A 24,551-nucleotide genomic window follows, 5' to 3' on the forward strand; every position below is an offset into this window, starting at 1 on the left:
TCAGGTTTGTCGTATGTTTAAGCGTTTTTTTCTGGCGTTAGCTTTTCTCGTAATGGCGGTATTGGTTGGCTTCCAGGTTATTTTCACCGTACCAGATCAGCCGCAAATTATTACTCAAACAGGTACCGAGCTGACACAAGATATCAGGTGCATCGAATTTAGCGATTCAAAAGCTCTCGATCATGACGGCAAAATCAATGTGCTTGTCTGGAATATCTACAAACAGAACCGGGCTAATTGGCAACGTGCACTCGATGAGTTTTCTGCTGATAAGCAGTTACTGTTATTGCAAGAAGCCAGCATGACACCATCATTTAAACAGTGGTTGGTGGATGGTCGCTGGGTTAGTAATCAAGTGAGTGCTTTTAAGGCGCTGGGTAGCGGTGCCGGTGTAATTAGTATTGCTCAAGGGCAACCAGAAAAAGCCTGCGCTTACACCTCTAAAGAGCCGTGGCTTCGCTTACCTAAGTCTGCATTATATAGCCAGTATCACTTGAGTAATGGCGAGAAACTCGCAGTGGTGAATGTACATGCGATTAACTTCACCGTGGGTACAAAAGAGTATGTATCTCAGTTAACGGCGCTTGAAATGCTTTTAAAGCATCATGTGGGGCCAATTCTATTTGCTGGAGACTTCAATAGCTGGAGTGAATCTCGCGTTAATGCGATGAGGCAGGCCTTAAAGGCTGCAGACTTACAAGAGGTGACGTTCTTGCCGGATCATCGAGTCCAATTTATAACAGGGTTACCACTGGACCATGTGTTTTACCGAGGTCTGACGCTTAAGTACGCAAAAGCGCCGCAGAGCGACGCTTCCGATCATAACCCATTGTTATTGTCATTTACGTTAAATAACTAGCTTAGGTTACCACAATATAAAGTGCCCAAATAACGTAGAAGAATACCCATGGCAGGCTTGCTATCACCAAAGCTTGGCCACGTTCAAACTCCGTCCACGTCAGTACAACGCCGTAGCCGAGCACAATGTACCAAGGCAGAAGCAAAGGTAACGAGCTAGCGAAATGAGACCATTCGTTAGTAAGAGGCAGCTTTAATAGACCATTGAGGCTATTTAAATCGGCAGCGTAAGTCATTACCTGACCATGCTTGAGTAGCAAGCTCGCGTAGCTTGCTACATCGCCCAATACTGCTGGGAATAAGATAGCACACGATGCGGCAAACCATTTCCAGTAACCGTATTGTTGTTTGCTTGCCTTTGTTGCAAGAAAGAACCAAAGCGCGAGCAATAGTAAGGTGGCAAAGCGGTTGAATACATCATTGATGATCGCGCTTGCCATTAGCGTGTTTGGTTCTAATAGCTCAATCTGCTTCGGGTCGATTTGCTGAAATTGCGCAGCAAGTTGGTCACTGAGCCACGTGAAATCGACATTCGAAAAGTAAGCACCCCAGAATAAAAACGGACTAAGCATCAGGAAGATGAACGGTTGCCATCCCCATCCACCGCGTTGATAAAGCGCAAGAAAACAAGATGTTGGAGAACGAAAAATGTCCAACAGCATCACAAGTGGATTGCTTGATGGGTTCATACACTTACCTTCGTTACGTCAACGTACAACTTAAGCTTTTGACCTGGTTGTAAGTATTTTTTCTTGTGTAGCGAGTTCCATTTCACGATGTCGTTCGTTTTTACTTTGAACTTGCTTGCAATGCCGCTAATGGTGTCGCCAGAGCGAACGTTGTAGAAAACGGTACGGATCACAGAACCTTTGTCTGAGTCTTTCCAAATCACTAGCTTTTGACCCACACGCAATGGATCTTTAGGGCCCATACCATTCCATTTAGCTAACGATTTATACGACACTTTATTGTTACGTGCGATTGACCACAAACTTTCTCCAGACTGAACGACATGGGTGAGCTTGAGTTGACCACGAGCACGAGATTGAGTCTTGTTTAATCGGTTTTGTGCCGTTAATGCATATTTTGCATCGTCTTTTGTTGATGTCGGAATCAATAGGTATTGACCAATACGAATGTTGTTATTCGATAGGCCGTTGGCACGTCGAATGACTTTCGTGGTTGTGCCGTATTTATTAGCTAGCACGCTTAAAGAGTCACCAGATTTCACCTTGTAGCGAGCGACCTTCATCCCTTTACCGCGATTTTTCTCCACCTTGGTGAGAAAAGTCTCTTTTTTCTCTACGGGAATCAAAAGTTGGTGCGGCCCCTCAGGCGCTGTCGACCACTGGTTGTATGCTGGGTTGTAACTCTGCAACTCTTTTACGCTAATGCCGGCATAATCTGCGGCAATAGCCAGATCTAACTGCTCTTCTGGATCAACAAGCGTTAGAACAGGCTTGTTTGGAATTGCAGGAATATTAAGTCCGTACTTGTCTTGGTTTGCGATAACGTCAGCCAAGGCCAATAGCTTAGGAACGTAACTGCTGGTCTCTTTTGGTAAGTCTAATGAGAAGAAATCGATAGGTTTACCGAGCTTTTTATTCTTACGAATTGCGCTAGAAACTCGGCCTCCACCGCTGTTATAAGCGGCGATTGCATGTTCCCAGTTACCATCAAAACGCTCGTTTAGTTGTACTAGGTAGTCCAGCGCTGCATCCGTTGCTGCTGCCACATCTCTGCGACCGTCATACCAGTAATTTTGCTCTAATCCCATCATTTTTCCGGTGCCTGGGACAAATTGCCACAACCCAGCCGCGCTACCATGTGAGTAGGCAAAGGCATCGAATGAACTTTCCACTACAGGAAGTAATGCAAGCTCCATTGGGAGTCCGCGCTCTTCGATACGTTTTGTGATCATGTATAGAAAAGGAGTCGCACGCTTAGATACCGTGTAAAGGTGATTTGGGTGCTTTAAATACCACGTACGGTAGTAGTCCACTTTCTTGTGGTTTGGGATATCCATGTCCAGCTGCATGGCGATACGTTGCCACACATCTTCTTGTTCTTGGGGGGAGAGAACTTTAGGCGCGTCGTTAGCGGATTTTTTTGCTAGTGACGATTTATTGCCCGGTTGAGCTTTTACTGCATTTTGCTTTGCAGTCTGCTCAGATTTATTGGTTTCTGGTGTAGAAGACGTTGAATCTGACTGAGTCAATTGACAGCCAGATAATAACAACGCCAACGCCCAAGTATACTTCAAACGCATGGATTCAGCCTATTTAGGGCCTGTTTATCTTCACCTGCCTGTCGCGCAACGTAATGTGCGTGGCAGTCGCAAGATAATAGACATCTTTTAAACACTAACTAATTTATAGAGGCAAAGAGCTTCTAATTATGCAATGGGGAGAAATTCAAATAGATTTATATCAACCCCAAACGTAAGAGAAGCGCCAGTGGCGCTTCTCGAAAAATCAGTCCCTGATAATACTGGGGTCTTGCAAACTTACAAGCAGAAAATGGTTAAAATTCGTTCTTCCACTCGCGTAAAGCAGTAAAAACCGAGCATGGATCGCTATTTTTAATGCGACTAGCAACAGATTGAACCACGTCAGGGTTAGAGGTTCGCAAGAACGGATTAATCCACTTTTCTTTGCGTATTGTTGTTGGAAGTGTCGGAATGTTGAGTGCTCGCAGTCGGTTTACATCGTCGCGATATTGGCGAAGTTGCTCATTGTCAGGTTCAACCGCTAGAGCAAACGCCACGTTACTCGCGGTGTATTCATGCGCGCAGAAGACTTGAGTTTCTTCTGGTAGAGACGTTAGTTTGCTCAGTGATTCAAACATTTGCTCAGGCGTACCTTCAAAAATACGACCGCAGCCAGCAGAAAAGAGCACATCACCGCAAAACAGTTTTCCGTCCCCAACGTAACCGATATGGCCCAAAGTATGGCCGGGTAACCCAAGTACTAAGAAAATCTCACCAAACAACTCCAGCTTGTCGCCTTCTTCCATTGGTGTCGTTAGGGTTGGAATTGGCTCTGATTTTGGGCCCACAACGGCGACGTCAGGAAATGCACGCACTAAGTCTGGAACGCCACCAATGTGATCGTTGTGGTGGTGCGTAATTAAAATCGCTTCTAAAGTTAATTCGTTAGCCTGCAGAAATTCTAATACTGGCTTCGCATCGCCCGGATCAACGACTGCGCAGCGCTTATCGCTATTTTGTATCAGCCAGATGTAATTATCATTAAATGCGGGTATGCTTTTGATCTCTAACACGATTCGTTCTCCGTCACCCATTTTAGTCAGGTGGTTAATGAAACCAGCACTCAGCAACAAAACTATACCACACCCGTCGACTTGGTCAGCAATGAACAACGGTCCGTGGGTGCTTGAGTCAATCCAGACCCGACTTGATGAATGGTGTCCGAAACTCTTCGGCTACCATATGCTCAAACTGGGCGGGTTGAGCTGTGAGCTAACCAGCTGTAATTGTAACATTCAACACCAAGTCAACGTAGATATCCAGAACCCGTTGCATAATGTGATTGCAGATGGTTACGAATTACCCTTTTTGGAAAAAAGCTTTGATGTTGTGATACTCGCTCATCAGCTCGACTATGCAAGCGATCCACACCGTTTGTTGCGTGAAGTCGATAGAGTGATGATGGATGATGGCTATGTAATTATTACTGGATTCAACCCATTAAGCTTGACTGGATTAGCGAGTTTACTTCCATGGCGTAAACATAATTTGCCTTGGAGTGGACGAATGTTTACGTCGAACCGCATCAAAGATTGGTTAGGGTTACTTAATTATCAAGTGATTCATTGTGATCGTTATGCGCTGTTTCCGATGAAACGTTACCGTACGATGTGGACATGGTTGGAAAATAGTCTTGGTGATTGGGCATCACCCGCTGGGAGTTTGTATTACATAGTCGCGCGGAAACGGACATACCCTCTCAAGCCTATCAAACCGCATTGGCGCTTGAAGAAAAAGCTCACACCACTTGGGGTGATGAATCGAGAGGGTAACACTATGAGGAAAGAATCTCGCTAAGAGGGTTGGTAACCTGTATCTTCCTCAGTTGGGTTTTCTGCAGCAGTCCGGGCTAGCTCATCACACATTTCGTTCTCACGATGGCCTGCGTGGCCTTTTACCCAATGCCATTCAACTTGATGGCGTGCGGTTTCTTTGTCTAGAGCTTGCCATAAATCGGCATTCTTCACGGGTTTTTTATCCGCTGTTTTCCAACCACGCTTCTTCCAGTTATGGATCCACTGAGTAATACCTTGGCGCACATATTGGCTGTCAGTCGTTAAAGTGACTTTACAAGGTTGTTTTAACGTCTGTAGCGCGACGACAGCCGCCAACATTTCCATGCGGTTGTTGGTAGTTAACGTATAGCCTTTGGAAAGTGTCTTTTCTACGTCTTTGTAACGCAATACTATGCCGTAACCACCTGGTCCTGGGTTACCTAAACAAGAACCGTCAGTGAAAATCTCAACGTGTTTGGTCATATTTTTTGGTACTATTAGCCGAAACATTTAATAAAGCATAGTCTGACATACATAACCTTATGAATACCAGCAGCAATTCTGAATATAACCGCATTGTCGTTCTCGATACCGAAACCACAGGTATGAACCGCGAGGGTGGTCCTCACTACATGGGACACCGCATTATTGAAATCGGTGCCGTGGAGATCATCAACCGTAAGCTGACTGGTCGTCACTTCCACGTTTATTTAAAACCCGATCGTGAAATCCAACCAGAAGCGGTTGAAGTTCACGGTATTACGGATGAATTCTTGGTTGATAAACCGGAATACGCGAGCGTGCACCAAGAGTTTCTTGAGTTTATTAAAGGCGCAGAACTTGTTGCCCACAACGCGCCCTTCGATACCGGCTTTATGGATTACGAGTTTGGCATGCTCGATCCTAACATCGGCAAAACTGACGACTACTGCAAGGTGACCGACACCCTTGCAATGGCGAAGAAAATCTTCCCTGGTAAGCGAAACAACCTTGATATCTTATGTGAACGTTACGGTATTGATAACTCGCACCGTACACTCCACGGAGCTTTGCTCGATGCGGAGATTCTAGCCGACGTTTACCTCTTTATGACGGGTGGTCAAACGAGTCTAGAATTTAACGCGAATAAACAAGAGGGTGGAGTAGAAACCATTCGTCGTATTGAAGGAAGAAAAGCGCTAAAGGTTTTGCGCGCAAGTGCCGATGAACTAGAAGCTCACCAAAAAAGATTAGAGTTGGTGAACGACTGTATTTGGCATCAATAGGAGAAGCTATGTTGAGGGCTTTGTTGGTCGCGTTTTTAGCGATATGGAGTAGTCTCTCGAGTGCTGCGAGTGAATCTACAATGTCTTTGTTAGACAATCGCTTTCGAGTTGATCCAACCATCGAGCAGATCACGTTTTTGGTTTATCGTGAGCAAAGTTCTCAGCCAGTTGTTTTAGTCCGTCCTGACGGTAAAAAATACTATGCTTGGGGCTCTTACGACAATGTACGTTGGTATCAAGAAGCCTCACTCGATATTATTTCCGTTGATAACCCTATGCCAGGTCCATGGCAGGCTGTGGGGAAAGTTACGCCTAAAAATAACATCCGCTTAATTTCTCACCTAAAGCTCAGTACGGATCTGTTCCCAAACCGATTATATAATGGGGAAGCGCTTAAGTTTACAGCTCGCCTGACCTCCGACGGCAAACCTCTTGTACTGCGCGACTTCCTTGATCGCGTGAATCTGCGCGTGACATTTACCAAGTTTGTCGAAAATGAAGATGAGCTGATCAAAGAAGCACGTCCAGTGCCGATGGTTGTGGGTGAGTTTTCTGATGACGGCCGCGGCTTGGATGAAAAAGCAGGGGATGGTGTGTTTACGGTTCAGCTCCCAATAGACGTTGAGCCTGGTAAGTACCGCGCGCGCATCACGTCTGGCAATGGCGTATTCTTACGAGCGCAAGAACAAGTCATCTTGGTTTATCCGAACCCAATCTCTCGTACTTTTATTCAGGCTCGTAATCCCGATAAGCCACACCAATTAGTGGTGAGTGGCGAGCAAGGTATGATTGCACCAGGCTCTATAGCAGTCACAGTGAAAAAGGACGCTCCCGATGGTTTCATTAGTTACAGCCAAGGACAGGTCTCTAAAGATGGAATGAGAGTTACGTTGAACCTCAATAACGATGCTGAGCTTGGTAAGTACGCATGGCGCGGCGAGATCTTTGCCACTGATTTTGCAACTCAGCGTCCGTTGGTGTTTCCTATTCCAGAGCAAACTTTCAGTGTTGTTGATGAAGTTGATCTAGAAGCTGCTCGAATTGCAAAAGAAGCTGAATTAGCCGAGCAGCGCCGTATTGAAATGGAAAAGCAAATTATCGCTGAGCGGGAGGCTGAGCGTAAGCGCAGCATGATTATTATCGCGGTAGGTAACTTGATAATGCTGCTGATTGTGATCATTGCATGGATAGTCTGGCGCAAAATTAAAGCGAAGCGCGATGCCATGCCAGAGATGCAATTAGAAGTACCAAAGAAATAGTAGTAACACATAAAGCGAGAAACGGAGCCAATCGGCTCCGTTTTTTTCAGTTTAAGTTTGAGACAGAGTTTGATGCTTCTCATGGTCATTAATCATTTTATTTTAAAGTAACACCATGATTTAACGTTGATTAATCATAATAAAGCTCGCATGATACTGTTTACGTTTCGACTTGATTTTAGTGCGTATCGACGGAGTGAGTTATGACAATTGGAGAGTTAGGACTAGAACATTTACCACGACAAAAGGCCTTGGTTGAGTCAGCTTATGATGCCTTTTGTTCTGAAAAAGACGTTGTTGCCGCGGTATTGCTTGGCTCCTTGTCATCAGGACAAGGTGACCGTATTTCGGACGCTGATGTTGTTGTATTTACTCAAAACAACTTCCATAAAGCCTCAGAGCCTTGCTTTACCCAGTTTGAAGCTAATAAAGATATTTTTTATCGCCTTGAGGGAGAGCACAACGAAAATGCGTGTTTCAAAAAATACATTTTTAATGACCTAACCAGTGCAGAGATTCATTGTTTAGATCTCTGTGAGCCCTTCAAACTTTCTAAGCCATTTAAGACTTTATTTGATAAAGCTGATGTGATTGGGGGCATGGTTACTGATGAACCTGCGCCAAAGCATGAAGATTTCCCAGTTTATACCAGTGGTGATCAAGGCCTGATCTGGGAACTCTTTGATTGTATTAAGTGGTTGAGCAGAGATAACCATGAGCTTGCTAAGTCCTATTTGAAAAAACTCTCTGAGAAACTCTAATTTGAGAGTCATCTCCGTTCCTCCCACTGAAGTTAGCTAGGCGGTTAGGTTATGAAATACAAAAAGCGTCAGAAGTATAAATACACTCTCCATTCTGAAGAAAAGGTTGAGACTCAAATTTCAGTGAGTAACGCGTATGACAGCCCTTTTCTTAGTTTGTCCAAACAAGGCGTGTTAACGATTAAAAAGGGCTATGCATGGGATGGAGCGAGTGGGCCAGCGTTAGACACAAAAAACATTATGAAAGCTTCTTTAGTGCATGATGCTCTTTACCAACTCATGAGGGAAGAGGTGTTGCCACAAAGTGCTCGAAAGCATGCGGATACGTTGTTGAGAGAAACATGTTTAGAAAAAGGAATGTCTAGCTTCAGAGCAACTTATATCTATTATGGCGTCAGAGTTGTCGGTGGCTTCTTTTCTAGACCTGATACTTTGTGTGCTTAATGGGAACATCTTTCCAACGTTTAACTGTTTATTTATACAGTTTAGTTATGTAAGCTCCAAGGTGATACAAAGGAGTAGTACATAATGACAATAAGATATGAAGAGCATGTGCCAAGCCCGAAAGAATACTGTGATATGCGTGTCAAAGCCGGGCTATCACCCAAATCGTTGAAAGCTGCTGAAATTGGTCTACCCAATTCGTTATATGGCGTATCTGTTCGGGATGAAGGAAAGCTCATTGCAATGGGTCGGGTTGTTGGTGACGGGGCGTGTAACTTCGAAATTGTCGACGTTGCCGTTGATTCTGATTATCAAGGCAACGGTTTAGGTAGAAAAGTCATGGAATACATCGACGGTTATCTTTCATCTGTTGCACTTGAAGGCTCTTACGTTTCTATGATTGCTGATGAACCGGTCTTTTACGAAAAGCTTGGTTATAGGCTGGTGGCTCCTAAAAGCCAAGGGATGACAAAAAAGTTTAAGCCAAAGGCGTAACACGTATTCAGCTGTGAAGATAAGCACTAGAAAACAGGAGTTTAATTTCCTGTTTTCTATATTAAATTTGTATTTAAGCCACTTCTGGAATTGGTTTGGGTGGCTGCTCTAAATCAGGCTCTTTTTGAACAGTAGGAATTTGTCCCTCACCCACAGCACTGATGTAACAGCCACTAAGTTTAATGGCAAGGTACATATCAGCTCGCAGTAAGATGCCTCCTTCACTGGTGCTGATACCAGTAAGCTCACACCATTGACGAAGACGTCGTTTCCTTCCTGCGAGGATTAAGCGTACGCCTCTCTTTTTCAAAGTATTGTGAATATCTGCCAGTGTTGCCATCACACTAAGATCCAAGTGAGTAAAGCTCGACACGGCGTCGATGACAACGCAACTTGCGTCTTTGTGATGCTCTGCCTGCTCTAACACTCTACGTTTAAAGTAAGGAGCATTGAAGTAAGTTAGCGGTGAGTTAAAGCGGTAAATCACCATTCCAGGAATAGGCGAAGCTTTTCCTGAGTCGTCGATGGTCCGAATGGTGCCTTTTTCATCCAAGCCAAGTAGCTGATCACTCGGCCGCATGACAATACGTAAAAATTGAAACAGCCCTAGCAATACCGCCAAAGTGATCCCCGGTATTACACCCACGATCAACACAGAAATAAAAGTAATGATGGCCAGATAAAATGCATCTTTGTCACGAGATTTTAATTTCCAAATTGCTTTAAGATCGAGCAGCGATAGGGACGCAATGATCAATACAACACCAAGTGAAGCGATAGGGATGAACTGTAAAGGCTCATAAATAAATACCGCAATAATGGCAATGGTGATTGCAGCGACAATCGAAACTAATTGAGATTTACCACCATTTGCATCATTAACGGCTGTGCGTGAGTCAGCGCCGCTTATCGCGAAACCTTGTGAAAACGCTGAGGCAATGTTGGCAAAACCCAACGCCTGAAACTCTTTATTTGCATCAATATCATAACCGTTTTTAGCCGCGAAACTGCGGGCGGTGAGCATCATGCTAACAAAACTGACAATCGCAAGGTTGAGCGCCGGGACTACTAGTTCACGAACTTCACCTAGCTCAAATTCCGGTGTTTGAAACTGAGGGAAGCCACCTTGAGTGAGTCCGACAACCGATACGCCCATCTCTTGTAAATGGAAAAACCAAACTGACGCAGTAGTTACGAGGATCGCCAGCATGGCAGCAGGCCAAGTTGGTCGGTAGCGTTTGGTGAGCAAATAAACGACAACTGTCACGATACTCAGAGTTACAGTAGGCCAATGAAGATCGGTTAATCGTTGTGGAGCTTCCCATAAACGTTCCAGTAAATAACGTTGCTCGTATTTCAAACCGACTACTTTCGCAAACTGACCAACGATAATTGTGAGAGCAACACCGTTGAGTAGACCCAAAAGAATCGGACGAGAAAGGAAATCTGCAAATACCCCTAGCTTGAAACGACTTGCCAGTACACACCAAATCCCCGTCATCGCTGTCATGGTCATAACCAACTGCCAATGTTTTGTGGGGTCACCTGCGGCAAGTGGTGTCACAACAGCAGCAATCACTGCACAGGTTGCTGCATCGGGTCCGACAATGAGTTGTCGAGATGTGCCCATCATGGCGTAAACCAACATTGGCAGTACACACGAATACAGACCGACAATTGCGGATACACCAGTTAATTGTGCGTAAGCTATGGCAACTGGCAGTGCAACCGCGACAACAGAAAAGGCGGCTCTAAAGTCGTTAACAAACCATTCTTTTTGATAATGCTTAAGCTGAACAAGCCCTGGGAACCACTGTGCGAGTAATATTTTAGCCAACGGATTTACCATATATGTGAGTGAGTTACTTAAAGTATACACCGCTTAGTTGGAACGTCTGTGAGTTAGTTATCACTGGAAATCGGGGGAAAGATTGGAGTGCGAGGATTTTATTGCGCAGGGGGGCTTTGTAGTGTGAGGTGTTATGAATCCGATTCTGGAAGCAATAAAAAACGGGAGCTGATACTCCCGTTTGTGGTCTCAGATTCTAGAGTTACGCGACACTATCCATCTGAGGGTATAGCGGCTTTGCGGCAAGCAGTTCCGGCTCGAAGTCGTCAACATTGATTGTATCTAGACGATGCTGTTCCGCTTCTCTGAGTAGATCGGCTTCTTCTTGCGTGATAAAGCCTTGCTCTAGCCCTTCCTGAGCAATCATATCCAAACGTAAGAATGGGCGACGCTTACCTTGCGCTTTACATACTTTGTCAAACACAGGTTCAGCTTGAAGAATGACTGACAGCGCAAGCTCAATCTTACCTGCTGCGTTGTGCTCGGTTGGTTCAAGGTATTGACCGCGACCAATGCGTGAGCGCGTTGCACTTGGCGTTTGTAGAATGCGCGCCACTTTACTGTCTAGTTTATCGCTTGGCGCTTTGCGTACACGACCGAATGGCATGATTAACACGCGCAGTGCACTACCAATCACTTTGTTCGGGAAGTTTGCTAAGAATTCGTCTACCGCCACTTCCGCTTGTTTCAAACTGTCTTGTAAACCCCAGTGTACTAATGGTAAATCTTCGACTGGGCGGCCATCTTGCTCAAAACGTTTCAACGTCGCAGAGCTTAAATATAGCTGGCTTAGAATGTCACCAAGACGCGCTGATAGACGTTCTTTACGCTTCAAAGAGCCACCTAGCACTGCCATTGAGATATCCGATAGCAGAGCAAGGTTTGCACTGTAACGGTTCAATTGTTGGTAGTAACGCTTGGTTGCATCTTTGGTTGGTGATGAAGAGCCCAGACCGTCGCTCAAACCAAACCAGATACTGCGCACTAGGTTACTCATTGTAAAGCTCACGTGACCAGCAAGCGCTTTATCAAACTTCTCGACAGCATTACTTGCTTCAGAATACGCCGCGTTCATTTCTTCAAGAACGTACGGATGGCAACGGATTGCGCCTTGGCCAAAGATGATCATTGAGCGTGTTAGAATGTTAGCACCCTCAACCGTTACTGCGATTGGCGCACCTTGGTAACCACGAGCTAGGAAGTTAGAAGGTCCCATACAGATACCTTTACCGCCTACGATGTCCATTGCATCGATGATGCTTTGCTGGCCGCGGTGCGTACAGTGATACTTCACGATAGCTGAGATTACTGAAGGCTTTTCACCTAAGTCGATACCCGCAACGGTTAAGTTGCTTGCTGCATCCATCACGTAAGCATTACCACCCAAGCGTGCTAATGGTTCTTCAACCCCTTCCATATGGCCGATAGGCTGTTTGAACTGACGACGAATACGTGAGTAAGCACCGGTTGCCATTGCCGCAGTTTTGATGCCACCTGTTGAGTTTGAAGGTAGCGTGATACCACGTCCAACCGACAGACACTCAACCAGCATACGCCAACCTTGGCCCGCCATTTTTTCGCCACCGATAATGAAATCGATAGGAACAAAGATGTCTTTACCGCGCGTTGGACCATTTTGGAATGGTACATTGAGTGGGAAGTGTCGGTTACCAATCTCAACACCTTTGACATCAGTTGGGATAAGCGCACAAGTGATGCCAAGATCTTCTTTGTCGCCTAGCAAACCTTCAGGATCGCGAAGTTTAAATGCTAAGCCTAGTACCGTTGCGACTGGCGCTAGGGTGATGTAGCGCTTGTTCCAAGTCAGGCGCATACCCAGTACTTCTTTTCCTTCCCATTCGCCTTTACAGACCACACCGTAATCTGGAATAGATCCAGCGTCAGAACCCGCTTCTGGACTTGTTAGGGCGAAACAAGGGATTTCCTTACCTTCAGCTAGACGCGGTAAGTAATGATTTTTTTGATCTTCAGTACCGTAGTGTTGCAGTAGCTCACCTGGGCCCAAAGAGTTAGGAACACCAACGGTAGACGATAGAACGCCAGAAACACCCGTTAATTTTTGTAGCACCAAAGATTGCGCGTATGCTGAGAATTCCAGACCACCGTACTTTTTCTTAATGATCATGGCGAAGAACTTATGATCTTTCAGGTATTGCCAAACTTCTGGCGGTAAGTCCGCGAGTTCATGGGTCACTTGGAAATCACTCACCATGGCGCACACTTCATTCACAGGGCCGTCTAAAAAGGCTTGTTCTTCCGCACTTAACTTAGGTGCTTGAATTGCGTGTAGCTTTTGCCACTCTGGTTTGCCTTTAAATAGTTCGGCTTCCCACCAGACGGTACCTGCGTCTAACGCTTCTTTTTCGGTTTGAGACATAGCTGGCAGCACTTTCTTGAAAAGCACTAACGCTTTGCGGCTAATTAAAGACTGACGTACGCCAGGAACCGCGAGCAAAGCTGCGGCGAGAACGTAAATAGCCCAACCAATAACGCCGACAGTACCAGCTACTGTAAGAGCCAGCATGGCTGCGGTGAGTAAGCTAATAGATTTCACGAGAGACATGCGGTGGTAGAGCGTAATGCCTAGCACGATCGCCATCGTGATGATTGAGAGCAAGATGTCCATATGTATTTTCCTTTTCAGACTTTATAAGTTTTGTACGTCTGTATGTTAGGTAAGAGGTCTAACCAGTTGGTTTAAGTGTAATCAAAATATTAAGGAAATGTAAAACATAAGATTGGATAAAAAGTGATCTAAGTAGAGTTAAAATTCTAAAGTTGAGATTTGAGTGATGGTTTCATGAGCAAGTTGACAAGTTTATTACCATCACTAATCTAAATCTGTTGGTTCACTATCGACACTAATTCTCGTTTGTGGGTAAACTCAGAGTAATCAAACCCGAGTTCAGGTTTATGAAATGTCCGATACCAAATTGGTATCAGAACAATTTGCTCAGTGAGTCAAGAGCTGACTGAAGCCGAAATAATAAAGAGAACGTCTTATGTACCATGATCTGATTAGAAGTGAATTAAACGAAGCTGCTGAAGTGCTCAACAAATTTTTAAGCGATGACCATAACATTGCGCAAATCGAAGCAGCGGCGAAAATGATTGCTGACTCATTCAAGCAAGATGGTAAAGTATTGTCATGTGGTAACGGTGGTTCTCACTGTGATTCAATGCACTTTGCCGAAGAGCTAACAGGCCGTTACCGAGAAAATCGTCCTGGCTATGCTGGTATTGCTATTTCAGATCCAAGCCACCTTTCTTGTGTGAGTAATGACTTTGGTTATGACTTCGTGTTTTCACGTTATGTAGAAGCGGTTGGTCGAAAAGGTGACGTACTGTTTGGTCTGTCGACTTCAGGTAACTCAGGTAACATCCTGAAAGCGATTGAAGCAGCACAAGCGAAAGGCATGAAGACGATTGCGCTAACAGGTAAAGATGGCGGCAAAATGGCAGGCCTTGCAGATATTGAAATCCGCGTGCCACACTTTGGTTATGCAGACCGCATTCAGGAAATTCATATTAAGATTATTCATATCATCATTCAGTTGATCGAAAAAGAGATGGAATAATCGTTTACGGCCACCGTTTCGAGCTGTGTTGTTAGGGAGTTTTTTAAACCATGTGTGAATTGCTCGGTATGAGCGCTAATGTTCCAACGGATATTTGTTTCAGTTTTACTGGGCTCATGCAGCGTGGAGGTCGAACCGGCCCACACCGTGACGGATGGGGGATCACCTTCTACGAAGGGAAGGGCTTTAGAACCTTCAAAGATCCCAAGCCAAGTTGTGAGTCTAAAATAGCAGAGTTGGTACAAAATTATCCCATCAAAAGTCGTGCGGTCGTTAGTCATATCCGACAGGCGAATCGTGGTGGTGTTAATTTAGAAAATACTCATCCCTTTACACGTGAGCTGTGGGGTAGGTATTGGACGTTTGCGCATAACGGTCAGCTCTCTGGCTATCAAGACTTGCATACAGGTCGACATCGACCTGTCGGTGAAACAGATAGTGAACTGGCATTTTGCTGGTTATTGAAGCAAATGGAAGATCGATATCCTGAGCCACCAAAGGATATGGAGTCGGTATTCTTATATGTTGCTAAATGTTGTGATGAGCTAAGAGAGAAGGGTGTATTTAACATGCTTCTGAGTGATGGTGAGTATGTAATGACGTATTGCACCAATCATTTGTATTGGATCACAAGACGCGCACCGTTTGGAAAAGCTGCTTTGCTTGATGAAGATGTGGAAATTAACTTCCAAGAAGAAACCACGCCACATGACATCGTTTCTGTGATCGCAACTCAACCTTTGACGGGCAACGAAGCTTGGCAGCGTATGAAACCTGGCGAATACGGCTTGTTTCACCTAGGTGAACTAGTCAAAAATAATGCCTCTGAACTGGTAAATGTGCCGTTTGCGGCGGCTAAGCCGGGCAATCAAGCGCCAACCGAACCGTTAGAGTGATGGTCTCTTACTCTGAATATAAAAATAAAGCTCGCTTAATCGCGAGCTTTATTTTTATGCGTTTTAAACCGAGGGCGGATACGGATGAGCATTCTTACTTTCTAGAGTGCTGGTAGTAGAGTCCTAGTCTCGCTAAGGCTTGCTGTAAAGACGTAACTGATAGAAATTTCTCATAAAACACCTCGTCAGTCTGAACGGTGAAGAACGAACCAGATTCAGAATCTACTTTCCGAGTGTTATGTTACTCAAGTGGTTATGGGATTTTTTAGAATGTTGGGTTTTAGGTTTCTAGTCTCACCATGGTTTTCTTGAATCAAGTTTATAAGTATTAAAACAACCAAGAGCAGCCCTCAGGCTGCTCTTTTGTGCCTGGAGTTTATTATTCAGGGCTACTCATCTGAGGCGTACCCATGTACGCCAAGCTCTGCGCCATCTAAATAGGCTTTACCATCCTTCATGATCAACCGCTCGTCTACCAGCCACTTAGCCACCATAGGGTAGATTCGGTGCTCCTGCGCCTGAACACGTGCCGCAAGTACACTAGCATCATCGTCTTCGAACACAGGAACTTTTGCTTGCAGTATGACAGGGCCACCATCAAGCTCTTCCGTTACAAAGTGCACACTCGTACCATGTTCTTTATCGCCAGCATCAATTGCTCTCTGGTGTGTGTGTAGCCCAGGATATTTTGGTAGAAGAGAAGGGTGGATATTGATCATCTTACCCATGTAATGAGAAACAAATGCGCTGCTCAGAATGCGCATGTAACCAGCAAGAATAATCACGTCTGGTTGGTATTCATCTATTTGACTCATTAGCTCTGCATCAAAGCTTTCACGCGAGCTGAATGCTTTAGGGTCGACAAAGTGACCGTCTACATCAAACTTTTTTGCACGTTCTAAACCAAAAGCATCTGCTTTGTTAGAGAACACGGCTGCCACTCGTGCGTTTGGCATGCTGTCTTCGCAAGCTTCCAAGATAGCTTGCAGGTTACTTCCGTTACCCGAGATGAGGACCACAAAGTTTTTTAGGGTATGGTTTTTCATGATGTCGAGAGCGCCTTGGTATTGTAGGTTGGAGTTATGTAGCTTCTAAACTACCTACTAATAGAATGGTTTTTAGTGTTCTAGATAGCAAAATGAGGACCTAGTCATCTAGTGTCCTCATTCTTCTTATCTTTTGAGCTCGATTTGCAAATTATTGGATTTCAACTTGCTCTTCGTTCGCGTCTGCTTGTGCGATTTGACCAATCACCCACGCGTTTTCGCCTTCTTCTTTAAGAAGAGCAACTGCTGCGTCTGCCTGGTCTTTCGGTAGTGCGACGATTAGACCTACACCACAGTTGAATGTGCGGTACATTTCGTGTGTGTCGACGTTGCCTTTCTCTTGTAGCCACTTGAAGATAACTGGCCATTCCCAACTGTTACCATCGATAACTGCTTTCGTGCCTTCAGGCAGTACGCGTGGGATGTTTTCCCAGAAACCACCACCAGTGATATGAGAAATCGCATGGATGTCGTGTTTCTCAATCATCTTAAGTGCTGACTTGATGTAAATTTTTGTTGGTTCTAGTAGGTGCTCACCAATAGTGCGGCCTGCTAGCTCTTCGCTCTTATCTGCACCAGATACTTCTAGGATCTTACGGATAAGGGAGTAACCGTTTGAGTGTGGGCCGCTTGAGCCAACAGCGATAAGTGCATCACCAGCAGCGACTTTCGTGCCGTCAATCACGTCTTCTTTTTCTACTACGCCAACACAGAAACCAGCTACGTCGTAGTCTTCGCCTTCATACATGCCCGGCATCTCCGCAGTTTCGCCACCAATTAGGGCACAACCTGCTTGAACACACCCTTCAGCGATACCTGAAACAACATCCGCTGCGGTATCAACGTCTAGTTTGCCTGTTGCATAGTAATCTAGGAAAAACAGTGGCTCTGCGCCTTGCACGATAAGATCATTTACACACATTGCCACTAGGTCGATGCCGATCGTGTCGTGCTTGTTCATATCCAGTGCTAGGCGAAGTTTTGTGCCAACGCCATCAGTACCAGAAACCAGTACAGGTTGTTTGTATTTAGTTGGCAATTCGCATAGCGCGCCAAAACCACCGATACCACCCATAACTTCAGGGCGACGAGTACGTTTTACCGCACCCTTAATACGATCCACAAGCGCGTTGCCTGCATCAATATCTACACCAGCGTCTTTATAGCTAAGAGAAGAGTTGTTACCACTCACAGGGAAGTCCTCGGTATTAAGTTGGATATGAAAACGGCGCTATTCTAACAGTGCTTAAACATAGATAGCAAACGTTTGCGTCTGTTTTTTTCTTTAGTGATTTATCCTGATATCCCTGTGAAAATCATGTATAATCTGAAGGTTTGTTTAAATATTGCCAACTATAGCCGGAGATGGACATGAAAGTTGTTGAAGTAAAGCACCCTCTAGTAAAACATAAAATTGGTCTAATGAGAGAAGGTGACATCAGCACAAAACGTTTTCGTGAGTTAGCGACTGAGGTCGGTAGCCTACTTACTTACGAAGCAACGTCAGACTTTGAAACAGAAAAAGTGACCATTGATGGTTGGAACGGTCCGGTAGAAGTAGACCAGATTAAAGGTAAAAAAGTAACCGTAGTGCCAATCCTACGTGCAGGTCTAGGCATGATGGATGGAGTTCTTGAGCACATGCCAAGCGCACGTATCAGTGTTGTGGGTATTTACCGTGATGAAGAAACGCTTGAGCCAGTTCCTTACTTCAACAAGCTTGCTTCAAACATCGAGGAGCGTATTGCGCTTGTTGTTGACCCAATGCTTGCAACAGGTGGTTCTATGATTGCTACTATCGATCTCCTAAAAGAGAAAGGTTGTAACCAAATCAAAGTGCTGGTACTTGTTGCTGCACCAGAAGGTATTGAAGCGCTAGAAAAAGCACACCCAGATGTTGAGCTATACACTGCGGCAATCGATGAGAAGCTTAATGACAAAGGCTACATCGTTCCGGGTCTAGGCGATGCAGGTGATAAGATCTTCGGTACTAAGTAATTCTTTGATGTATTACTATGACTGAACAGAAAAAGGCTTGGTGAAAACCAAGCCTTTTTTGTATCTACAAGAGGAGAAGAGTAAGACACGCCACCTAATAAAGCGGCGCAAACGAACTATTTCGCGCTTTCTTCTTCCATTTGTGCGTTATCCACAACGTGGTTTTCACCTAAATCGTTTGGTAGCACAAGGTTAAGAATAATTGCCACGATACCGCATAGGCTCACACCTTGTAGACTGAACTCACCAATACCGAAAGCCATACCACCAATGCCAAACACAAGGGTTACGGCAACAATCACTAGGTTACGAGACTTATGTAAATCAACGTTATTCTTGATCAGTGTGTTGAGGCCTACCGTTGCGATGGAGCCGAACAGCAGAATCATGATGCCGCCCATAACAGGAACTGGAATCGTTTGAAGAACCGCACCTAGCTTACCTACCAATGCAAGTACGATTGCGGTGATTGCTGCCCAAGTCATGATCACAGGGTTAAATGCTTTGGTTAGCATTACCGCTCCTGTTACTTCACTGTAAGTGGTGTTTGGTGGAGCACCCACCATCGAAGCTGCGATAGTTGCCACCCCGTCACCTGCGATTGTGCGGTGAAGGCCTGGTTTTTTCAGGTAGTTTTTACCTGTAACGTTTGAGATAGCAAGCATGTCACCTACGTGCTCAACCGCAGGTGCGATAGCGACAGGAATCATGAACAAAATTGCGTTGATATTGAACTCTGGCGCGGTGAAGTTTGGCATGGCTAGCCAAGCCGCTTGTTCTACGGGAGTGAAATCAACCACACCGTAGAATAGAGAAACAGAGTAACCAGCAAGAATACCACCAACAATAGGAACGAGCTTCAAAAAGCCTTTTGCAAAAACGCTGAGTACAATGGTTGTGAGCAGTGAGACCGCCGAGATAATGATCGCAGCATCACCATTAACTAGCTGTGCAGCTCCATCACCAGTTTTACCTACCGCCATGTTCACTGCCGTTGGGGCAAGGCCAAGGCCGATAACCATGATCACAGGGCCAACGACAACGGGCGGGAGAATTTTATGGATAAATCCAACACCGCGCACTTTGATCATCGCCCCTAGAGCCACATAAACTAAGCCCGCTGCCATCAAGCCGCCCATCGTTGCACCGATACCCCAAGTTTGGATACCGAACATAATAGGAGCAATAAACGCAAAAGAAGAGGCAAGGAAGATGGGAACAGAACGTTTAGTCATTAATTGGAAGAGGAGAGTACCGACACCGGCACCAAAGAGGGCTACGTTTGGATCAAGGCCAGTTAGGAGCGGCACAAGCACCAAAGCACCAAAAGCGACAAAGAGCATTTGAGCGCCTTGTAACGCGTTTTTCATAATAATTCCCTATTTTCAAGATACGCAGACAAATCCGGCGAATACTATCATCCTGCAATCGTTTGCAATGTTGCATAGATCAAACTTTCGATTGAATTTTTCTCATAAATAGCACTTTTGAGAGTTGCTTGCTTGCAAATTGTCCTCTTTTACGTGTCTTGCGTGAAGATGAAAAATGGACAGCCTAACTTGTTGAGATAGCTTAATAAGCAATGAGTTTATTATAAAAAATAGCACTGAAGCGCTGGTTGAGGCCCGAGTTAACAAAGCTGGTCATAATACAGACAATTTACTCAGTACTTGCCTTGCTCAAGATTTGATAGTTGCTTATTATTCGGGTTCTTGTTCAGAGGATTATAAAAACTATGCGCTATTTAGCTCTCTTACTGATAGGTTGGTTGTCCCTACCAGTATATGCATTAACTCAGGTGGATATCTATCGTGCCGAAGTGGTTATCGACAGTGAGCAGAACGACGGTGAGTCTTTGGCTCGTCAACAAGGTATGCAGGATGTGATTGTTCGAGCGACCGGTTCTCAATCCTCTTTAAGCAATCCAGTGATTAAAAAGGCACTTAGCTCAAGTGCGCGTTACATTTCTCAACTGAGCTATGGGCAGGTTGATGGAAAAGCGAGCCTAAAAATGTTGTTTAACAACGACCAAATCAGCTCTCTTTTAACACAAGCACAATTGCCATCTTGGTCGCCAAATCGTGCCAATATTTTAGTTTGGATGGTTGAAGAACAGGGTTACGATCGTAACATCGCGTGGGAGCATTCTGAATCTTCAAATGTTGCAGCACTTCTTAGCGCAGCGAAATTAAGAGGCCTACCAATCACTATCCCGGTTGGGGACTTTGATGATGTAACCGGTGTTAATGTCTCTGATCTTTGGGGCGGCTTTATTGAGCCAATTGGTCAAGCCAGCCTGCGCTACCCAGCTGACGCCGTTTTGGTTGTACGAGCTCAAGGTGAACAAATTCGTTGGACACTCTACGACCAGTCGCCAACGAGAATTGTAGAAGCGCAACGTTCTCCGCGTAGCGGGTCTGCATCAGGTGCTAATGCTATTGCAGAAATGGTGGATGGCATCGCAGACTACTATGCAAGTAAGAGTGCAGTTGTGGTTTCAGGAAAGTCTTCAAAGGCGCTAGCAGTGAAAGTCCTTAATGTAACCTCTGCCACGGACTTCTTCCGTTTAGAGAATGCGCTAAAACAACTTAATTCGGTTGCGGGTACAGAGATTAAGCGTGTTCAAGGGGACGAGTTAACGCTCAACATCCACCTTTTGGCATCACAACAAGCTTTTGAGAAAGAAGCTTCTTCTATTTCTCAGTTAATGGTTTTTGAAGATCCTTTAGGTGAAGTTGATGCCCCAGCTTCAACTCAAGAAGAAGAGCCATTGGTTCAGAGTAATGAAGCAAAAGACGCCGCGACGCCAAAAGAAGCGCAGCCTGAAGTACCAGTAGATATTGTGGCAGAAGCAAGTGACGAAACACAGCCAACTCAGCCGATGATTGTGGAGCCTGTCCGAGAACAGTATGACTTGATCTACGAGTGGCGCTCGGCATCGTAATCTCCTTGGTAGCGTTCCAGGCGTGAAACGCAAGGATCAAAGACCAATGTGGTAAGCATAAAAAAGAGTCGCAATAGCGACTCTTTTTGTTTTCTAAATTCGTATTCGAACCAATGATCAGTGATTGACTGCGATTGGCGTTATTTATTGAATTTCGCTTTTTCTTCTTTTTCTACTTGAGAGAGGCGTTTCAACTTAAGACCTAGCTCTTTGCCTCTCGCTCTAGCAAACAAAATATTACCAGCGAAACCGAGTGAAGTCAGTATCAGTTCCACTGCCGCAAGCCAGCGTTCACCCCCATCCACATAAAGGATGGTCAGCGCATGCAAGAAATACAGCATAAGAACAAAGTTAGCCCAAGCATGAGTGTAAGGCTTACCAGCTAAAATACCAGGCAACGGAAGTAGTAGCGGAATACACCAAGCAATAGCAAGTGTTGTGCTGCTGAGGTGAGGGTGAGGGGATAACGCAAGCTGCCAAATAGCGACCCAGGCTAATAAGGCTAAGTTGCCAAATAAAGCCAGGTAACGATAGGTTTTAGCCTGTGTACCGAGTGGTGTTTGGTCTAAAGAGTCAGACATCGATTAACTATCCTTGATTTTACTAACAGACTTTTAGTTTTAACGCTGCAGTTGCCAGCCTTTTGCCTAATTGTTGTGCCAGGCGAATCTCTTCACTGCTCAGGGTCGCCTCATGGCCTACACTGCTGGCGCCATACGGAGTGCCTCCGGACTGCGTAGTGTGTAACTCTGGCTCGGAATAAGGAATGCCCAAAACCATCATCCCGTGATGCAATAAAGGGGTCATCATGCTTTGTAACGTTGTTTCTTGACCACCATGCATCGAGGACGAAGAGGTAAAGACACAAGCAGGCTTATCGATTAAGTCACCACTGACCCATAAAGATGTAGTCTGATCCCAGAAGTGCTTTAAAGGCGCAGCCATGTTGCCAAACCAGACGGGGCTGCCAAACGCTAGACCGTCGCACGTTTTCAGTTCCTCTAGAGTAACAATTGGATCAGAAGGGGAGTGTGAGTGAGGTGACAATTCTTCAACTGTACGCAAAATTGCTTGGCATTGAGGAGTCGATTCGACTCCTCTTGCTATTTGTCTTGCCAGTTGTTTTGTCGAGCCATGACGGCTGAAATACAAAATAAGGATCTGGCAATCCATTTATAAAATATCCAACACTTGCTCTGGTGGGCGACCAATTTTTGCTTTGCCGTTAGCAACGACTACCGGACGCTCAAACAACTTTGGATTTTTCGCCATTGCTTCGAATAATTGCTCATCGCTGACGGAGTCTTCGCCTAAGCCAAGCTCTTTATATTCACTTTCTTTAGTGCGCATCATTTCACGTACAGATGAAAAGCCAAGCTGGGCGTACAGCGCTTTTAGTTCATCCACGTTAAGTGGTGTGTCTAGGTATTTGACGACTTCCGGTGTAACACCATTTTGCTCAAGCAGTTCAAGTGTTTGACGGCTCTTTGAGCAACGAGGGTTGTGATAAATCACGACTGACATGGTTTTCTCCATTTCGTTATTGTAATGCCATGAATCGATCTCTTTGGATCATGAGTTGGTCGATACGGGCATCGTATCGCGCTTGCTCTAAGCTGCCCAACTTGGCCATTTTACTTGCTTCACTATAATATTGAATCGCTTTATTCCAATTTGCTCGCAATGCCAAAATTTCTGCTCGAGCAGCCAACTCTTCATCGCTACGCCCCAGCGCGTGGTAGCTCTTCGATATTAGGTGCCAGCCATTTGTATCTTCAGGATAGTCATGAGTGTATCTTTGAAGAACTCGCGTGGCTTGATCGTTTTTATTGTCCTCAAGTAGTGCATTGGCATAGTTAATGGTCAATACTTTATTTTGAGGGTTCCGAGATAACGCTTTACGGAGCATCTCGGTCGCTTTTTCTGGCTGCTTCTTCTCGATGTATAAATCCGTCATAGCATCCAAGTAAAACGGGTTACTTGGGTCTTGTTCCAGTAACTTTTTCAAAATTGGTTCCGCTTGAGATAAGCGTTTATTGTCTAAATGCACGAGTGCTCGACCATAATCAAAAGCAGGTGTAATGTCCGCAGAGGCTTTCTTTTGAGTTCGCTCAAACCAGCTCAGGGCGGCTTGTCCATCAATGCCAGCGTAACGAGCCACAATGCGCGCGCGAGCTAGATGATAGTCTATTGAAGGCACAACACGCATTGGAGGATAGGTTCTTGCTCGCGCACGGCTATCGGTAATTCGATCTTCAGGCAGAGGGTGAGTCAGGAGCATTGGTGGCGGTTTACTCGCGTAACGATACTCATCAGCAAGACGGCCAAAAAACCTTGGCATTGCTTGAACATCAAAACCGGCTTTTGCTAGTGTCGAAATACCAAAGCGATCCGCTTCTTTTTCGTTTGCACGAGTGTAGTTGATTTGACTTTGCATGTTGCCCGCGGTTGCTGCTGTAATTGCAGCCATCCCCGCTTCGGGTGAGGCAATTGAAAGCAGTAGTGCCCCCGCAAGTGCGGCTAATGTGGCCGGAGAGCGGCGTGCTTGTTCTTCCATACTCCGAGCAAGATGACGTTGTGTGACGTGCGCTATCTCGTGAGCGACAACAGAGGCCAGCTCACTTTCTGAACGAGCATGAAGAAACAACCCAGAATGCAGCGCTACATAGCCACCAAAAAACGCGAACGCGTTGATATTACGGTCGCGAATCATAAAGAAGTGGAACGGCGTTTTTACATCATTCGCATTGGCCACTAATTTGTGCCCAAGAGAGTCAATATATTCATTGATGACAGGGTCATTAACGATAGGTTTACTGGCTCTGAGCATACGCATATAGGCGTCGCCATAAATCAACTCTTGGTCTATTGAAAGCGTGCCACCAGCAGCTGTGCCAATGTCTGGCAAGTCAATGCTATTGGCATAAGTTGTCGGCGAACTGATGGCAGCAGCAAGACATAAGCAAACTAGCGAGCGAGTGCGTTTTAACATACGTTTAAAAGGTTCTCCAAAATACATAAGCATGTGGTTACAGGTCGAGAGCCTATTAACAGCGCCACATACGTTTTGGTTATCCGTGAGGATATAAGCTA

The 24,551-nt window shown here is 45.2% G+C and carries 24 protein-coding genes; 11 read left to right on the plus strand and 13 right to left on the minus strand.

Translation table 11 applies throughout. The features are described 5' to 3' along the window. Positions 1-13: 13 nt before the first annotated feature. Entirely contained in the window at positions 14-859 is an 846-nt protein-coding gene (locus tag R7Q11_RS11160; protein ID WP_025768251.1) for an endonuclease/exonuclease/phosphatase family protein, read from the plus strand. Between the two features lies 1 nt (position 860). Here R7Q11_RS11160 and R7Q11_RS11165 read toward each other — a convergent pair whose 3' ends face one another. From R7Q11_RS11165 to gloB, 3 genes are all read right to left on the minus strand, one after another. After that, a complete protein-coding gene (locus R7Q11_RS11165; protein WP_005380375.1) occupies positions 861-1,547 on the minus strand; it encodes a YIP1 family protein in 687 nt (228 codons plus the stop codon). Then, the gene (locus R7Q11_RS11170; RefSeq protein WP_017820746.1) at positions 1,544-3,127 is read right to left on the minus strand and encodes a LysM peptidoglycan-binding domain-containing protein; all 1,584 of its coding nucleotides are present in this window, start codon (positions 3,125-3,127) and stop codon (positions 1,544-1,546) included. The genes R7Q11_RS11165 and R7Q11_RS11170 overlap by 4 nt, the downstream gene beginning before the upstream one ends. 254 nt (positions 3,128-3,381) lie before the next feature. Continuing rightward, positions 3,382-4,140 (minus strand): hydroxyacylglutathione hydrolase, encoded by a 759-nt coding sequence (gene gloB / locus R7Q11_RS11175; RefSeq protein WP_017636045.1) that lies wholly within the window; start codon positions 4,138-4,140, stop codon positions 3,382-3,384. A 37-nt stretch (positions 4,141-4,177) separates the two neighbouring features. On the opposite strand from gloB, the gene R7Q11_RS11180 reads away from it, so the two are divergent. Next, entirely contained in the window at positions 4,178-4,924 is a 747-nt protein-coding gene (locus tag R7Q11_RS11180) for a class I SAM-dependent methyltransferase (RefSeq protein WP_017636046.1), read from the plus strand. Here the strand turns inward: R7Q11_RS11180 and rnhA are convergent. Further along, the gene (gene rnhA, locus R7Q11_RS11185; RefSeq protein ID WP_005380384.1) at positions 4,921-5,385 is read right to left on the minus strand and encodes a ribonuclease HI; all 465 of its coding nucleotides are present in this window, start codon (positions 5,383-5,385) and stop codon (positions 4,921-4,923) included. The two genes, R7Q11_RS11180 and rnhA, sit on opposite strands and share 4 nt — an antisense overlap. Positions 5,386-5,444: 59 nt before the next feature. On the opposite strand from rnhA, the gene dnaQ reads away from it, so the two are divergent. The 5 genes from dnaQ to R7Q11_RS11210 all read left to right on the plus strand — a co-directional run bounded on the left by dnaQ (position 5,445) and on the right by R7Q11_RS11210 (position 9,126). After that, on the plus strand, positions 5,445-6,167 hold the full coding sequence (gene dnaQ / locus R7Q11_RS11190) for a DNA polymerase III subunit epsilon (RefSeq protein WP_005380385.1): 723 nt from the start codon (positions 5,445-5,447) through the stop codon (positions 6,165-6,167). Positions 6,168-6,175: 8 nt separating this feature from the next. Beyond that, positions 6,176-7,426, plus strand: coding sequence for a TIGR03503 family protein (locus R7Q11_RS11195; protein ID WP_042521423.1), 1,251 nt, complete (start codon positions 6,176-6,178; stop codon positions 7,424-7,426). A 203-nt stretch (positions 7,427-7,629) separates the two neighbouring features. Continuing rightward, positions 7,630-8,187, plus strand: coding sequence for a nucleotidyltransferase domain-containing protein (locus tag R7Q11_RS11200; protein WP_053304069.1), 558 nt, complete (start codon positions 7,630-7,632; stop codon positions 8,185-8,187). A gap of 51 nt (positions 8,188-8,238) precedes the next feature. Beyond that, entirely contained in the window at positions 8,239-8,631 is a 393-nt protein-coding gene (locus tag R7Q11_RS11205) for a DUF1353 domain-containing protein (protein WP_203346022.1), read from the plus strand. Between the two features lie 84 nt (positions 8,632-8,715). Next, positions 8,716-9,126, plus strand: a complete 411-nt coding sequence (locus R7Q11_RS11210; protein ID WP_017633770.1) for a GNAT family N-acetyltransferase — start codon at positions 8,716-8,718, stop codon at positions 9,124-9,126. Positions 9,127-9,199: 73 nt separating this feature from the next. Here the strand turns inward: R7Q11_RS11210 and R7Q11_RS11215 are convergent, their stop codons facing one another. Continuing rightward, entirely contained in the window at positions 9,200-10,975 is a 1,776-nt protein-coding gene (locus R7Q11_RS11215; protein WP_005380390.1) for a SulP family inorganic anion transporter, read from the minus strand. Positions 10,976-11,177: 202 nt separating this feature from the next. Then, positions 11,178-13,622, minus strand: coding sequence for an acyl-CoA dehydrogenase FadE (fadE, locus tag R7Q11_RS11220; RefSeq protein ID WP_225466442.1), 2,445 nt, complete (start codon positions 13,620-13,622; stop codon positions 11,178-11,180). 376 nt (positions 13,623-13,998) lie between these two features. Between fadE and lpcA the strand changes: the two genes are divergently transcribed. Together lpcA and R7Q11_RS11230 are read left to right on the plus strand one after the other, a co-directional pair. Further along, complete coding sequence (lpcA, locus tag R7Q11_RS11225; protein ID WP_005380392.1) at positions 13,999-14,574, plus strand: D-sedoheptulose 7-phosphate isomerase; 576 nt, start codon at positions 13,999-14,001, stop codon at positions 14,572-14,574. Positions 14,575-14,624: 50 nt separating this feature from the next. After that, positions 14,625-15,470: a class II glutamine amidotransferase gene (locus tag R7Q11_RS11230; protein ID WP_005380394.1), complete on the plus strand. Its 846-nt coding sequence runs from the start codon at positions 14,625-14,627 to the stop codon at positions 15,468-15,470. A 389-nt stretch (positions 15,471-15,859) separates the two neighbouring features. On the opposite strand, the gene purN is transcribed toward R7Q11_RS11230, so the two are convergent. Together purN and purM are read right to left on the minus strand one after the other, a co-directional pair. Further along, a complete protein-coding gene (gene purN, locus R7Q11_RS11235) occupies positions 15,860-16,516 on the minus strand; it encodes a phosphoribosylglycinamide formyltransferase (protein ID WP_025768256.1) in 657 nt (218 codons plus the stop codon). Positions 16,517-16,667: 151 nt separating this feature from the next. Then, the gene (gene purM / locus R7Q11_RS11240) at positions 16,668-17,708 is read right to left on the minus strand and encodes a phosphoribosylformylglycinamidine cyclo-ligase (RefSeq protein WP_005389861.1); all 1,041 of its coding nucleotides are present in this window, start codon (positions 17,706-17,708) and stop codon (positions 16,668-16,670) included. A 179-nt stretch (positions 17,709-17,887) separates the two neighbouring features. Between purM and upp the strand changes: the two genes are divergently transcribed. Beyond that, positions 17,888-18,514 (plus strand): uracil phosphoribosyltransferase, encoded by a 627-nt coding sequence (upp, locus tag R7Q11_RS11245; RefSeq protein WP_005380401.1) that lies wholly within the window; start codon positions 17,888-17,890, stop codon positions 18,512-18,514. A gap of 116 nt (positions 18,515-18,630) precedes the next feature. Here upp and R7Q11_RS11250 read toward each other — a convergent pair whose 3' ends face one another. Beyond that, positions 18,631-19,884: a uracil-xanthine permease family protein gene (locus tag R7Q11_RS11250; protein WP_005389855.1), complete on the minus strand. Its 1,254-nt coding sequence runs from the start codon at positions 19,882-19,884 to the stop codon at positions 18,631-18,633. A gap of 365 nt (positions 19,885-20,249) precedes the next feature. Between R7Q11_RS11250 and R7Q11_RS11255 the strand changes: the two genes are divergently transcribed. Continuing rightward, on the plus strand, positions 20,250-21,458 hold the full coding sequence (locus R7Q11_RS11255) for a DUF2066 domain-containing protein (protein ID WP_213895684.1): 1,209 nt from the start codon (positions 20,250-20,252) through the stop codon (positions 21,456-21,458). Between the two features lie 140 nt (positions 21,459-21,598). Here R7Q11_RS11255 and R7Q11_RS11260 read toward each other — a convergent pair whose 3' ends face one another. Genes R7Q11_RS11260 through R7Q11_RS11275 form a run of 4 tightly spaced genes read right to left on the minus strand, consistent with a single transcriptional unit; the run spans position 21,599 to position 24,450 of the window. Continuing rightward, positions 21,599-22,039 (minus strand): DUF2069 domain-containing protein, encoded by a 441-nt coding sequence (locus tag R7Q11_RS11260; protein ID WP_005380407.1) that lies wholly within the window; start codon positions 22,037-22,039, stop codon positions 21,599-21,601. Between the two features lie 22 nt (positions 22,040-22,061). Then, positions 22,062-22,631 (minus strand): NAD(P)H:quinone oxidoreductase, encoded by a 570-nt coding sequence (gene wrbA / locus R7Q11_RS11265; protein ID WP_005380409.1) that lies wholly within the window; start codon positions 22,629-22,631, stop codon positions 22,062-22,064. Beyond that, entirely contained in the window at positions 22,632-22,982 is a 351-nt protein-coding gene (gene arsC / locus R7Q11_RS11270) for an arsenate reductase (glutaredoxin) (protein ID WP_005380410.1), read from the minus strand. A 16-nt stretch (positions 22,983-22,998) separates the two neighbouring features. Then, positions 22,999-24,450 (minus strand): tetratricopeptide repeat protein, encoded by a 1,452-nt coding sequence (locus R7Q11_RS11275; RefSeq protein ID WP_005394337.1) that lies wholly within the window; start codon positions 24,448-24,450, stop codon positions 22,999-23,001. Positions 24,451-24,551: the final 101 nt, after the last annotated feature.

It is taken from the genome of Vibrio sp. 970 (genome assembly GCF_033339075.1).

Coding starts and splice junctions, on each gene's coding strand:
- fadE (WP_225466442.1), bottom strand. CDS start 13,622: ATGGACATCTTGCTCTCAATCATCACGATGGCGATCGTGCTAGGCATT.
- rnhA (WP_005380384.1), bottom strand. CDS start 5,385: ATGACCAAACACGTTGAGATTTTCACTGACGGTTCTTGTTTAGGTAAC.
- R7Q11_RS11180 (WP_017636046.1), top strand. CDS start 4,178: ATGAAACCAGCACTCAGCAACAAAACTATACCACACCCGTCGACTTGG.
- wrbA (WP_005380409.1), bottom strand. CDS start 22,631: ATGGATTGCCAGATCCTTATTTTGTATTTCAGCCGTCATGGCTCGACA.
- upp (WP_005380401.1), top strand. CDS start 17,888: ATGAAAGTTGTTGAAGTAAAGCACCCTCTAGTAAAACATAAAATTGGT.
- arsC (WP_005380410.1), bottom strand. CDS start 22,982: ATGTCAGTCGTGATTTATCACAACCCTCGTTGCTCAAAGAGCCGTCAA.
- R7Q11_RS11210 (WP_017633770.1), top strand. CDS start 8,716: ATGACAATAAGATATGAAGAGCATGTGCCAAGCCCGAAAGAATACTGT.
- R7Q11_RS11200 (WP_053304069.1), top strand. CDS start 7,630: ATGACAATTGGAGAGTTAGGACTAGAACATTTACCACGACAAAAGGCC.
- R7Q11_RS11205 (WP_203346022.1), top strand. CDS start 8,239: ATGAAATACAAAAAGCGTCAGAAGTATAAATACACTCTCCATTCTGAA.
- R7Q11_RS11215 (WP_005380390.1), bottom strand. CDS start 10,975: ATGGTAAATCCGTTGGCTAAAATATTACTCGCACAGTGGTTCCCAGGG.
- lpcA (WP_005380392.1), top strand. CDS start 13,999: ATGTACCATGATCTGATTAGAAGTGAATTAAACGAAGCTGCTGAAGTG.
- R7Q11_RS11160 (WP_025768251.1), top strand. CDS start 14: ATGTTTAAGCGTTTTTTTCTGGCGTTAGCTTTTCTCGTAATGGCGGTA.
- R7Q11_RS11170 (WP_017820746.1), bottom strand. CDS start 3,127: ATGCGTTTGAAGTATACTTGGGCGTTGGCGTTGTTATTATCTGGCTGT.
- R7Q11_RS11255 (WP_213895684.1), top strand. CDS start 20,250: ATGCGCTATTTAGCTCTCTTACTGATAGGTTGGTTGTCCCTACCAGTA.
- R7Q11_RS11230 (WP_005380394.1), top strand. CDS start 14,625: ATGTGTGAATTGCTCGGTATGAGCGCTAATGTTCCAACGGATATTTGT.
- purN (WP_025768256.1), bottom strand. CDS start 16,516: ATGAAAAACCATACCCTAAAAAACTTTGTGGTCCTCATCTCGGGTAAC.
- R7Q11_RS11195 (WP_042521423.1), top strand. CDS start 6,176: ATGTTGAGGGCTTTGTTGGTCGCGTTTTTAGCGATATGGAGTAGTCTC.
- R7Q11_RS11275 (WP_005394337.1), bottom strand. CDS start 24,450: ATGTTAAAACGCACTCGCTCGCTAGTTTGCTTATGTCTTGCTGCTGCC.
- R7Q11_RS11250 (WP_005389855.1), bottom strand. CDS start 19,884: ATGAAAAACGCGTTACAAGGCGCTCAAATGCTCTTTGTCGCTTTTGGT.
- R7Q11_RS11260 (WP_005380407.1), bottom strand. CDS start 22,039: ATGTCTGACTCTTTAGACCAAACACCACTCGGTACACAGGCTAAAACC.
- R7Q11_RS11165 (WP_005380375.1), bottom strand. CDS start 1,547: ATGAACCCATCAAGCAATCCACTTGTGATGCTGTTGGACATTTTTCGT.
- dnaQ (WP_005380385.1), top strand. CDS start 5,445: ATGAATACCAGCAGCAATTCTGAATATAACCGCATTGTCGTTCTCGAT.